Genomic DNA, 9,911 nt, shown 5'->3' with positions numbered 1-9,911 from the left:
AGGAGTTCCGACCCTAGTTATCAGGCCCGTTGGCCACGCCGTATGTTGGCGTACCAACGGGCCCTGCTGTTTAACCAATCCGCCTTGCTGGCCTGCGATCCGACTGTTGGTAGGGACCCTTCCCGGCACTAGATTGATTGGGTTACAGAAAGCTGCGAAGGGATGATCATGTCGCGAGTCGAACGCTACCAAGAAGGCGAACCCTGCTGGGCTGACGTCCAAACCCCTGACGTGGAGGCAGCCAAGACCTTTTATGCCGCTGTGTTCGGTTGGACCTTTCAGGACCTTCCCACTCCGGATGGCCGAAGCTACGCAAAGGCCTTCATCGGTGAGGACCTGGTCAGTGTGATCGCGCCCCAGAACCCCAGTCAGGAGGCGGCGGGCCAGCCGGCTCAATGGAACGTCTACTTTGCTGCGGATGACGCCCGGAGCCTCGCACACGACGTCATGCATGCCGGCGGCACAGTCCAGTTCGGCCCGGAGGATGTGGACGATACAGGGGTGATGCTGTTTATGGAGGTACCCGGCGGGGGAACAACCGGGGTATGGCAGGCAGGCACGCATACCGGTTCCGCGCTGTACAACGAGCACGGGGCATTCGCTTGGGCCGAGCTGCTGACGCCTGAGCCGCAGGCCGCCGTCGCGTTCTTCCAGCACCTCTTTGGCCATGACGTCACCGAATATGCCCAGGACGACGGCGGCACGTATATTACGTTGACGGTGGACGGCGCCGAGGTGGCTGGGATAGCACCTGCGCGAAGTGTTGAAGGCGAGGAAACGGCCAAGGCTTCACCGGCCGGCCTCGGTTGGCAGGTGTACTTCGGTGTATCGAGTGCTTCTGAGGCCGTCCTGGCAGCTGCGGCCGCGGGAGCGGAAGTTCTGGTGGAGCCGGAGTTCACTGAAGATGCGGGAACCCTCGTGGCAACACTGAAGGATCCGCAGGGCGGCGTCTTCAGTGTCGTGGAGACTGAGACCTCTCCTTAAACACCATTGAGAACTATCAGGCGTAGGCGTTGACCAGGCGGACCGCGCCGCCGTCAACACCCTTGGCACCCTGGACGTAGTCCGGTCCGGTCTTGAGGATGGAGTCCGAGTCCTGTTCCACGGTGCCCATGATCCACGAGGGCAGGCCGCGGTCATTGAGGCGGTTCACCGCGGCGTCGGCGGCTTCCGGAGACACGATGGCCACCATGCCCACGCCCAGGTTCAGCGTGCGCTCAAGGTCGGCGAGAGGCACGTTGCCGAGCTCGGAGACCAGCTTGAAGATGGCGGGCAGCTCCCAGGTGGCCCGGTCCACTGTTGCCACGAGACCCTGGGGGAGGACGCGGGCGAGGTTTGCCGCGAGGCCCCCGCCGGTGACGTGGCTGAAGCCGTGCACAGCGCCGCTGGCGGCAGACGGAGTACCTACCGGGAATGTGCGGGCGAGGTCCAGGCAATCTGCGGCGTAGACGCGTGTGGGTTCCAGGAGTTCTTCGCCAAGGGTGCGTCCCAGCTCGGAAACCTGCCGGTCGAGGGCCCAGCCGGCGTGGTTGATGACCCGGCGGACCAGGGAGTAGCCGTTGGAGTGCAGCCCGGAAGAGGCCATGCCGATCACAACGTCTCCCGCACGGACGCGGTCCGGGCCGAGGAGGGAATCGGCTTCGACAACACCGGTGGCCGCACCGGCAACGTCGTACTCGTGCTCGCCCAAGAGCCCCGGGTGCTCGGCCGTTTCGCCGCCCACCAACGCGGTACCGGCTACGGAGCAGGCTGCGGCGATCCCGCGGACGATGTCGGCGATGCGTTCGGGCACAACCTTGCCGCACGCAATGTAGTCAGTCATGAACAACGGCTCGGCGCCCACCACCACGATGTCGTCCACCACCATGCCCACGAGGTCGTAGCCGATGGTGTCGTGGATGTCCATCGCCTGGGCAATGGCAACCTTGGTGCCGACGCCGTCCGTGGAAGTCGCCAGCAACGGACGCTTGTAGGTCAGCAATCGGGAGACATCGTAAAGGCCGGCAAAGCCGCCCACTCCACCAAGCACTGAGGAATTGTGGGTCGCCTTGACGGCGCCCTTCATCAGCTCGACGGCGCGGTCGCCCGCCTCGACGTCGACGCCGGCAGAGGCGTAGGTGATTCCGGCGCTGTTGGCTCCGGCGGCTGGGGAAGCGGAAGTCATACTGGCTCTTTCTTGTCAGAGTCGATCAGGCGATCAGCGTCAGTCAGCAGGTTTTCAAATTCGGAGTCCGGTCCGGGATCGCAGCCGGTAGCGCCCGCCTTCTCCGCGGGGTCCTCGTCAGCGGGGACCTCATCAGAGGGACTGCCAGAGGCTGAGGCTCCGCTGGCCGGGATGCCGCCGAGGTCGGTGCGCTCCAGAAGGTTCTTGCCGAGCTTGTCCGCTCCGGGGAGCTCGATGGGGTATTTGCCCGTAAAGCAGGCCGTGCACAGACGTTCGCGTGGCTGCTGCGTGGCGCCGATCATGCCGTCTTCGGAGATGTAGGCCAGGGAGTCGGCGCCGATGGCCTGGGTGATCTCATCCACGGTGGCACCGTTGGCAATGAGCTCGGCCCGGGAGGCGAAGTCGATGCCGTAGAAGCAGGGCCATTTGACCGGCGGCGAGGAAATCTTGACGTGGACGCTGGCGGCGCCGGCTTCGCGAAGCATCCGGACGATGGCCCGTTGGGTGTTGCCGCGAACGATGGAGTCGTCCACTACAACAACACGCTTGCCGCGGATGACGGATTCCAGGGCATTGAGTTTGAGCCTGATGCCCAGTTGGCGCAGCGTCTGGGACGGCTGGATGAATGTACGGCCAACATAGGAGTTCTTGACGAACCCATGCGCGAAGGGGATGCCGGATTCTTCGGCGTACCCTACAGCCGCCGGCGTTCCTGATTCCGGGACCGGGATGACGAGGTCGGCTTCCTGGGTGTTTTCCCGGGCGAGCTGGCGCCCCATTTCCACACGGGATTCGTACACGGAACGCCCTGCGATGGAGGCGTCAGGGCGGGCAAGGTAGACGTACTCGAAAACGCAACCGGCCGGCGTCGCCTCGGCAAAGCGCTGGGACCGGACACCCTCTTCGTCGATGGCGATGAATTCGCCGGGTTCAATTTCGCGGATGAAGCTCGCGCCCACGGTGGCAAGCGCGGATTGCTCGGAGGCGACAACCCAGCCGCGTTCCAGCCTGCCGAGGCAAAGGGGGCGGATACCGTAGGTGTCGCGTGCCGCGTACAGGGTTCCTTCGTCCATAAAGACGAAGCAGAATCCACCCTTGATCTTTGGCAGGAGCTCGATGGCGGTCTGTTCGAGGGACTTGCCAGGCTCACCTTCGAGGAGCGCCGTGACAAGGGCGGTGTCAGAGGTGTTTCCCTGCTTCATTTCGCCGCTGAGCTGGCCGCCGTTGCGTCCCATGATCATGGCTTTGAGTTCGGCGGTGTTGGTGAGGTTGCCGTTGTGTGCCAGAGCAACGGTGCCTGTTGAGGTTGCGCCGAGGGTGGGCTGGGCGTTGGCCCAGTGGCTTGCGCCGGTGGTGGAGTAGCGGCAGTGGCCTACAGCAAGGTGCCCGGTCAGGGTGTTCAGCGTCGTCTCGTCAAAGACCTGGGATACCAGGCCCATGTCCTTGTAGACATTAATCCGCTTGCCGTCGGACGTGGCTATGCCAGCCGACTCCTGACCGCGGTGCTGCAATGCATACAGCCCGTAGTAGGTGAGTTTTGCTACTTCTTCACCTGGTGCCCAGACCCCGAAGACGCCACATGCGTCCTGAGGGCCTTTTTCGCCAGGGAGAAGATCATGAGAAAGTTTTCCGTCGCCGCGTGCCACTGGTCGATTATCTCACGCCATACGCTATGACTTTTCCGGCAGGGCGTTTATGACTGCGGAGAAGGACGGCCGTTTGCGCCCGGCTCGGTGTTGGTGCCTGTGGCAGGGCCCGCGTCCGCTTCCGTTTCGGGAACGGATTCGACGACGGCGTGCTCGGCGCGTCGGACACTCAAACGGTCCAGCACAAGGGCCGCAGCGGCGCCCAGGAGGGCTCCACCCGCGGCGAACAGGATCATGAAGAAACCAAAGACCGAGCCGGGGTCGTAGCTGGCGCTCCCTGGCACGGCGAAGGCGACGACGGCTGCCACCGCAATACCCACGAGGCCTCCCAATATGAGGAAAGGCACATACCTCGGAGCCCTGCGAACAGTGATGTCCCGGCGTTCTGTCTCAGCCGGCTGTGGGTTGTTGCCTGCAGCGGCGGGGTTTTCTTCGAAAGCCATGCCATCAAGCCTACTGTGCGGGTTGTCCTGTAGTGAATGCGGGTAGCAATCGACAGGCTTACCGGGGCTGCTTACGATTAATTCCGGGAGGAGGCCGATGAAAGCATATGAATCACTCCCGCCTAAAGCGCGAAGGCTCGCGAAGTGGGGGTCCATTGGATTGGTGTTGGCCGTAGGGCTCGGCTTGGTGCTGATGACGTTCCTGGAATTCTGGACAGCGTTCTTCATCGCCCTCGGACTGTATCTGGCGCTTTTTGGCCCGCTCAATGCGGCCGCCAGAAAGGAACACCTTCAGATGCTGCGGGATCGAAACCGGGCCTGAGAGGTCATCTCAAGCTCAACCCCGGGTCAGGTTGCCGGAACTGTACATAGAAAATAAGTACGCTTACTATTGCATACCAAAGGATGACACCTGCTTGTCCTAGCAGCCACTCCGGGGCTTATTGGTCCCGGCCAGATCGTTGAAGGGAGACCTGGCATGGCTACCGATTATGACGCACCCCGGAAGTCTGAAGCAGACGTGGTTCCGGAATCGCTCGACGAGCTTCAAGCCGTTCCGGGTGCAGTACGGACACGGGATGCCGACATCGATGAAGCTGAGACTGCAGAAGGCGTCGAGCTGCCCGGCGCGGATCTCTCGGGACTAGAACTCACAGTCGAGATCATCCCGCCCCAAAAGGATGAGTTTGTCTGCTCGTCGTGTTTCCTGGTCCGCCACAGATCCCAAGCAGCCCGCCAGTCCAACGGCATGACCTTTTGCACCGAGTGTGAAGGGTAGAACAGCTATGGGTGAAGACCGGGAACAGCATCGCGACGACGATTTGTACCGGACCGGAGTCAACGACCATGCCTGGGAACGGGAGCATCGCACCCCGACCACCGGGCAGCTGCGGGCGATCGGTCACCGGCGTCGTGACGCGGAAGCAAAACTGGAGCAACACCTCCAGGAAGCACGCCACAAAAATGAGGAAGAGCCTGACGTAAAAGGCGAGGACGATAGCGGGCAGCCGCCGTCGGACAAGCACTAAGAAAAAATTCAAGGATGGCCCATCCGTTGTGCCGTCGCTCCCGAATACCAGCTAGAACCAGCAGGTTCTGTTACCCATCCCATATAGGAATTGATCAGGAGCGATCATGACAACAGTCAGCAACTCACGCGCCGGGGTGCGCACTAACGTGCAAAAGGCAGCTTTGGCTATCGGTGCCGTTTTCCTCCTCGTCGGAGTCCTGGGCTTCATCCCGGGGATCACCAGCAACGTGGACCAGTTGAGCTTCGCGGGGCACCATTCAGGGGCCATGCTTCTGGGTCTGTTCCAGGTTTCCGTGCTGCATAATGCCGTGCACCTTTTGTTCGGTGTGGCGGGACTGGTCCTTGCCCGGAGCGCGTCAGGCGCCCGCTCCTACTTGCTCTTCGGCGGCATCATCTACCTCGTCCTGTGGATCTACGGTCTGGTGGTTGATCAGGAATCGGCCGGCAATTTTGTCCCGCTGAACGCTGCTGACAACTGGCTTCACCTGCTGCTGGGCGTGGCCATGATTGCGCTCGCACTGCTTCTGACCCGGGGCCGGAACCACCAGGCACCGGCGCGAGCATAAGGACGGCCCACAAGGGACGCTTAGCTGGTGCGACCCGGTGGATGTCAGGCCTGACCTGTCCTCCCCGGGCCTCCGGCCAGCAGATAGGAATCTTCGAGGAGCTCACCGAGCTCCTCTTTGGTCACATTGTCCAACCGGACCAGGACCAGCTGAGGCGAGCGCTGGTGATGGGGAGTCCAGAAGTAGGTATTGGGGTCCGTTCCGGCCAACGCCTCGCGCTCCTCGGTTTTGACTGTGAGAACCCCTGGCTCCCAGATCCTGGCCATGAGGGTCCGTGCAAACCACGCGGGCTGGTTCCAACTGAGCCGCTCGGTCACCCCGGGCATGGCCAGACAGATGCTCCGCACGTCCTCTTGAGTGGGCATCGTCAGGTGCCGCGGTACGTGGAGTAACCGAAGGGGCTCAGCAGCAGGGGCACATGGTAGTGCTCGGCGGTGCCGTTTACTGTGAACACCAGGTCCACTTCGGGAAAGAATGTCTCTGTACCCAGGCCTTCGTAATAGCTACCGGTGCCGAAATTGAGGCGATAGGTCCCGGCAGGCAATGCTGCGGGTCCCAGGTCCTTGATCCGGCCGTCGGCGTCAGTGGTGCCGTTGGCCAGCAGGTGCCACGCGCCGTCGTCGTGCGTATAAAGCCCGACGGCGACTCCCGCCGCGGGGCGTCCCGACGCGGTGTCCAGGACATGTGTGGTTATCTGTGAAACATTCATTCACTGATCACTCCTTGCAGGCGAAGCAGGGCAATTTCCCGCAACTGTTGGGCAATGGTGGCCTCTTCCAGGTCCGGGGTATTAGTGAGGCGTTCCTTGAGGGCGGCCAGGATCTCAGGCGCCGTTCGTCCGGCGGCGCGAATCAAGAACACGTGTCCGAACTTTTCCTCGTAGGCGCGGTTTCCCTCAGCCAGTTCCTGAACCACCTTCGCGTCCGCAGGATCCACTCCGGCCTGCTCGGAACGGGACATGGAGGCTTCGGCGGTTTCCGCCGTCGGGCGTTCCCCGATCCGGGGGTGATGGCTTAGCGACTGCTGGATCTCAGCGCTTGTCAGCGGGCTTGCGGCAGTCCGGGCGAAATCTATGAGGGCCGGCAGCGAGGGAAAGGGGCGGGCGTCCACAATCTGCCCCAGCCAACGCTCCACATCGAGGCAGGGGCGGAGCGCCGCGACGGCATCCGCTCCTTTGAGGGCATTAAATACTGCAAGCTGCATGCTGGATCTTCCTGTACACAACGTGAAGTGACTGGAGCAACGGTGTCACGAGACTACAGCACCGCCCACCGGGACTATGATCCTCGTTGGATGGAAAATGAAAGTGCACCGCTGCCGCGGGTCGACGGCGACGACCTCGAGTGGGAGGGCCAGCTTCAGATCTGGAACGGCCCGGCCCTTCACCGGTATCGAAGTGTGGCGCTTTCCGAATTGCCCCATCGAGAGCGAATCGACCTACAAGGATGGCCTCAAGGACGGACTTTCGCGCACCTGGGACGAGCATGGCCACCTGCGCTCGCAGTTCAGATGCCGCCTTGGTGCCGCCTATGGCAACCGCAAGGAGTGGCATGCCAACGGCCAGCTCGCTCAGGAGAGCAACTACGAGTGGGGAGTACGCCTGGATGAGAAGGAGTACGACGAGCAGGGGAGGCTCATCAACGAGATCACCATGGATCCCTCGGACCCAGACTCCCAGTACAGCATCCTGCTCAAGTTCAGGGACGTCTACGACAAGCATCTCTAGGGCCCCAATGCTTCTTCATGTGCCTCTGCTCATCAAGTGAAGCAGCGCAGCCAGGTGAAAGTCAGGTCAGTTCCTCCATCCGGCGGGCGAGGATGTCGTTCATCGCGAGCAGGCCGACGAGCTGGTTGCCTTCGACCACAACGAGCCGGCTGAGGTGGTAGCGGCTCATCAGGGCTGCTGCCTGGCGCACCGACAGGTCCTCGTTGACTGTGATGGCAGGAATCGTGGCGGCGTCGTAGACGTTCAGGAGATCCACATCGCCCTCCTGGGCGACGACGGTGTCCAGGAGCTCTCTGTAGCTCAGCATGCCGTAGGCGTCGTGGGCGTGCTGTCGCTCCACCACCAGGCTCTTGACCTGGCGCTCCTTCATCGTGGACAGTGCCTCTCGCAGGCTGCTGTAGGGGGAGATCGTGACCACTTGGGGGACCATGACATCTTTGACCGTTAGCATCATCTTCTCTTCCTCTCGCAAACGAGTTTGGGCCGTGTTCAGAGGCCCTCGCGGCGCAGGTGCTCCTCGAATCTGACTACCTGCCGCCTGTCTATGCCCGTCAGGTGCTCGATGGGGACGGCAAACGCCAGGCCCCGGGATTCAACGCCCTTGACCAGGACCTGGTGAAGTTCCTTCAGGATCGGGGCGGTCAGGTGTGCCCCGACAACCATCAGCAACACAGACTGGGTCCCCTCGAAGGTCAGGCCGAAAAACGTCTTTCTGGCTTCGCCGCCGATTCCCTTCCCCGCCAGAATTGTCACCCCCGTCGCGCCGACCCGCTGGGCGTGCTCAATTACCTGCTCTTCCAGGTCGTCGGGGGCGATGACTACTATGGCGGTGAATCTCATGCCGGTTCCCTCCTCAGCCGAGGAAATCTTTCCATCACCATGGCATACACCATGACGGATATGACAGGGAAGATGGAGGCGAAAGCTATCAGACCGAAGCCGTCGATCAATACGTCTCTTCCCTCCACCGCGTCGGCCAGCCCGATGCCGAGGGCAGTTACCAGCGGCACGGTGACTTCCGACGTCGTCACCCCGCCAAGATCGAAGGCCAGCGCTGTGATGTACTTCGGGGCGAAGAACACCAGGACGATGGCAACTGCGTAGGCGCTCATGATGAAGTAGTGGAAGGGCCCTCCCACCAAGATGCGGTAGACGCCGAAAGCGATGCCGAACGCGACTCCGACGGCGACAATGACGCGCACGGCGAACGCGCTGATCCGACCGGGGGCCGTGTCCTCTGCCTGCTCACCGATCGCCACCAGCGCAGGTTCTGCCATGGTGACAGCGAAGCCGATAAGCAGCCCGAACAGCACAATCAAGACAGGGGCACCCTGTTCGATGAGCTGCTCGGCCATCAACGTCCCGATCGGGAAGAGACCGAGCTTGAGTCCCACCACGAAGGCATGGAGTCCGACCAGGACCATGACGAACCCGACGACGACAAGCATGGCATGGGGCAGTCTTCGCCGGAGCGCAACGAACTGAAAGAACAGAACAACACCCACAATTGGCAGGACCTCCCGGACCATCCCCACCAGGCCAAAGATCATCCCTACCACCCAGTCCGTTGGGCCCTCCCCGGAATCGGTAACTGGCGGCACGCCCCCGGAGTCGCCAAAAGTGTAAACCCAGATGCCGTAGAGCTGGACCCCGATCATGGGCACCATCACACACAACGCCACCAGACCAAAGCCGTCCCCGAGCAGGCTGCGTCCCCTGATCGAGTTGGCCAGACCGAGCCCTATTGCTGCGATCAACGGAACACTGACGATGTTGGTGGTGACCCCGCCCGAATCGTAGGCGAGCGCGATGATCTCCGGCGGGGCAATATAGGTGAGTCCCAGCGCCATCGCATAGCCCGCGATCAGGATTTTGTACACTGCCCAGCCACGCAGGACACGCAGGATCCCCAGGATCAGGACAAGCCCCACCGATACAGCTATGACGAAGCGCAGCACCAGCGCATTGACCCGACCATCGCTGACCAATTGGGCCTGGTCCGCGACAGCGATCACCGCAGGCTCCGCGATAGAGGCAGCGAAGCCAATGGCAAATCCAAAAGGCAGCAACAACCGCAGTGCACCGCGACGGACGAACTGATTGGCCAGGTTCTTGCCGACCGGGAAGATACTCAGGTCCAGGCCATACAAGAACAGGGCAATGCCCACAGCTACGATCACGAGCCCCGCCACCAGCCCCAGAGGCTCATCGGGCATGGAGCGGAAGACCAGCAGTTGAAACAGAACAACGACGACAACGATGGGCAGGAGGTTTTTGAGCGCCTTAAGGAATTCGCTGGCGAATCGGCTGAGGTGCTCCATCCGGTCCTCTCCCGG

General features: G+C 62.1%; 15 protein-coding genes. 6 read left to right on the top strand and 9 right to left on the bottom strand.

Going from position 1 to position 9,911, the window contains the following annotated elements; all coding sequences use genetic code 11:
* Positions 1-168 precede the first annotated feature (168 nt).
* Complete coding sequence (locus M1D88_RS18635; RefSeq protein WP_458112218.1) at positions 169-984, top strand: VOC family protein; 816 nt, start codon at positions 169-171, stop codon at positions 982-984.
* Between the two features lie 16 nt (positions 985-1,000).
* Here M1D88_RS18635 and purM read toward each other — a convergent pair whose 3' ends face one another.
* The 3 genes from purM to M1D88_RS18620 are packed head-to-tail and all read right to left on the bottom strand — an operon-like array spanning position 1,001 to position 4,253.
* Positions 1,001-2,164 carry a phosphoribosylformylglycinamidine cyclo-ligase gene (gene purM / locus M1D88_RS18630; protein ID WP_458112217.1) on the bottom strand — a complete coding sequence of 388 codons (1,164 nt, stop codon included), beginning with the start codon at positions 2,162-2,164 and terminating at the stop codon, positions 1,001-1,003.
* Positions 2,161-3,810, bottom strand: coding sequence for an amidophosphoribosyltransferase (gene purF / locus M1D88_RS18625; RefSeq protein WP_458112216.1), 1,650 nt, complete (start codon positions 3,808-3,810; stop codon positions 2,161-2,163). The genes purM and purF overlap by 4 nt, the downstream gene beginning before the upstream one ends.
* 47 nt (positions 3,811-3,857) lie before the next feature.
* Positions 3,858-4,253 (bottom strand): hypothetical protein, encoded by a 396-nt coding sequence (locus M1D88_RS18620; protein WP_458112215.1) that lies wholly within the window; start codon positions 4,251-4,253, stop codon positions 3,858-3,860.
* A gap of 97 nt (positions 4,254-4,350) precedes the next feature.
* Here M1D88_RS18620 and M1D88_RS18615 point away from each other — a divergent pair, with 97 nt between their 5' ends.
* From M1D88_RS18615 to M1D88_RS18600, 4 genes are all read left to right on the top strand, one after another.
* A complete protein-coding gene (locus M1D88_RS18615; protein WP_458112214.1) occupies positions 4,351-4,575 on the top strand; it encodes a hypothetical protein in 225 nt (74 codons plus the stop codon).
* A gap of 156 nt (positions 4,576-4,731) precedes the next feature.
* Positions 4,732-5,031 carry a DUF4193 domain-containing protein gene (locus M1D88_RS18610; protein ID WP_458112213.1) on the top strand — a complete coding sequence of 100 codons (300 nt, stop codon included), beginning with the start codon at positions 4,732-4,734 and terminating at the stop codon, positions 5,029-5,031.
* A gap of 7 nt (positions 5,032-5,038) precedes the next feature.
* Entirely contained in the window at positions 5,039-5,281 is a 243-nt protein-coding gene (locus tag M1D88_RS18605) for a hypothetical protein (protein ID WP_458112212.1), read from the top strand.
* Positions 5,282-5,387: 106 nt separating this feature from the next.
* A complete protein-coding gene (locus M1D88_RS18600; protein WP_458112211.1) occupies positions 5,388-5,849 on the top strand; it encodes a DUF4383 domain-containing protein in 462 nt (153 codons plus the stop codon).
* 44 nt (positions 5,850-5,893) lie between these two features.
* Here M1D88_RS18600 and M1D88_RS18595 read toward each other — a convergent pair whose 3' ends face one another.
* Genes M1D88_RS18595 through uraD form a run of 3 tightly spaced genes read right to left on the bottom strand, consistent with a single transcriptional unit; the run spans position 5,894 to position 7,052 of the window.
* The gene (locus tag M1D88_RS18595; protein WP_458112210.1) at positions 5,894-6,214 is read right to left on the bottom strand and encodes an MmcQ/YjbR family DNA-binding protein; all 321 of its coding nucleotides are present in this window, start codon (positions 6,212-6,214) and stop codon (positions 5,894-5,896) included.
* Between the two features lie 2 nt (positions 6,215-6,216).
* A complete protein-coding gene (uraH, locus tag M1D88_RS18590; RefSeq protein ID WP_458112209.1) occupies positions 6,217-6,558 on the bottom strand; it encodes a hydroxyisourate hydrolase in 342 nt (113 codons plus the stop codon).
* Positions 6,555-7,052 carry a 2-oxo-4-hydroxy-4-carboxy-5-ureidoimidazoline decarboxylase gene (uraD, locus tag M1D88_RS18585; protein ID WP_458112208.1) on the bottom strand — a complete coding sequence of 166 codons (498 nt, stop codon included), beginning with the start codon at positions 7,050-7,052 and terminating at the stop codon, positions 6,555-6,557. Before uraD ends, uraH begins: the two co-directional genes overlap by 4 nt.
* Before the next feature lie 97 nt (positions 7,053-7,149).
* Between uraD and M1D88_RS18580 the strand changes: the two genes are divergently transcribed.
* A complete protein-coding gene (locus tag M1D88_RS18580; protein ID WP_458112207.1) occupies positions 7,150-7,575 on the top strand; it encodes a toxin-antitoxin system YwqK family antitoxin in 426 nt (141 codons plus the stop codon).
* 61 nt (positions 7,576-7,636) lie between these two features.
* Here the strand turns inward: M1D88_RS18580 and M1D88_RS18575 are convergent, their stop codons facing one another.
* The 3 genes from M1D88_RS18575 to M1D88_RS18565 are packed head-to-tail and all read right to left on the bottom strand — an operon-like array spanning position 7,637 to position 9,896.
* Positions 7,637-8,029, bottom strand: a complete 393-nt coding sequence (locus M1D88_RS18575; RefSeq protein WP_458112206.1) for a CBS domain-containing protein — start codon at positions 8,027-8,029, stop codon at positions 7,637-7,639.
* Between the two features lie 35 nt (positions 8,030-8,064).
* Positions 8,065-8,415 carry a P-II family nitrogen regulator gene (locus M1D88_RS18570; RefSeq protein WP_458112205.1) on the bottom strand — a complete coding sequence of 117 codons (351 nt, stop codon included), beginning with the start codon at positions 8,413-8,415 and terminating at the stop codon, positions 8,065-8,067.
* Entirely contained in the window at positions 8,412-9,896 is a 1,485-nt protein-coding gene (locus tag M1D88_RS18565; RefSeq protein WP_458112204.1) for a DUF1538 domain-containing protein, read from the bottom strand. Before M1D88_RS18565 ends, M1D88_RS18570 begins: the two co-directional genes overlap by 4 nt.
* Positions 9,897-9,911 lie beyond the last annotated feature (15 nt).

Source organism: Arthrobacter sp. R1-13, assembly GCF_054161475.1.
This window is presented reverse-complemented; position numbering and strand designations above follow the sequence as displayed.

Bases quoted from the DNA above. Each gene is read 5' to 3' on its own strand.
- M1D88_RS18570 (WP_458112205.1), bottom strand. From the start codon at position 8,415: ATGAGATTCACCGCCATAGTAGTCATCGCCCCCGACGACCTGGAAGAG.
- purM (WP_458112217.1), bottom strand. From the start codon at position 2,164: ATGACTTCCGCTTCCCCAGCCGCCGGAGCCAACAGCGCCGGAATCACC.
- M1D88_RS18605 (WP_458112212.1), top strand. From the start codon at position 5,039: ATGGGTGAAGACCGGGAACAGCATCGCGACGACGATTTGTACCGGACC.
- M1D88_RS18565 (WP_458112204.1), bottom strand. From the start codon at position 9,896: ATGGAGCACCTCAGCCGATTCGCCAGCGAATTCCTTAAGGCGCTCAAA.
- M1D88_RS18595 (WP_458112210.1), bottom strand. From the start codon at position 6,214: ATGCCCACTCAAGAGGACGTGCGGAGCATCTGTCTGGCCATGCCCGGG.
- M1D88_RS18620 (WP_458112215.1), bottom strand. From the start codon at position 4,253: ATGGCTTTCGAAGAAAACCCCGCCGCTGCAGGCAACAACCCACAGCCG.
- M1D88_RS18615 (WP_458112214.1), top strand. From the start codon at position 4,351: ATGAAAGCATATGAATCACTCCCGCCTAAAGCGCGAAGGCTCGCGAAG.
- uraD (WP_458112208.1), bottom strand. From the start codon at position 7,052: ATGCAGCTTGCAGTATTTAATGCCCTCAAAGGAGCGGATGCCGTCGCG.
- M1D88_RS18635 (WP_458112218.1), top strand. From the start codon at position 169: ATGTCGCGAGTCGAACGCTACCAAGAAGGCGAACCCTGCTGGGCTGAC.
- M1D88_RS18600 (WP_458112211.1), top strand. From the start codon at position 5,388: ATGACAACAGTCAGCAACTCACGCGCCGGGGTGCGCACTAACGTGCAA.
- M1D88_RS18575 (WP_458112206.1), bottom strand. From the start codon at position 8,029: ATGATGCTAACGGTCAAAGATGTCATGGTCCCCCAAGTGGTCACGATC.
- M1D88_RS18610 (WP_458112213.1), top strand. From the start codon at position 4,732: ATGGCTACCGATTATGACGCACCCCGGAAGTCTGAAGCAGACGTGGTT.
- M1D88_RS18580 (WP_458112207.1), top strand. From the start codon at position 7,150: ATGAAAGTGCACCGCTGCCGCGGGTCGACGGCGACGACCTCGAGTGGG.
- uraH (WP_458112209.1), bottom strand. From the start codon at position 6,558: ATGAATGTTTCACAGATAACCACACATGTCCTGGACACCGCGTCGGGA.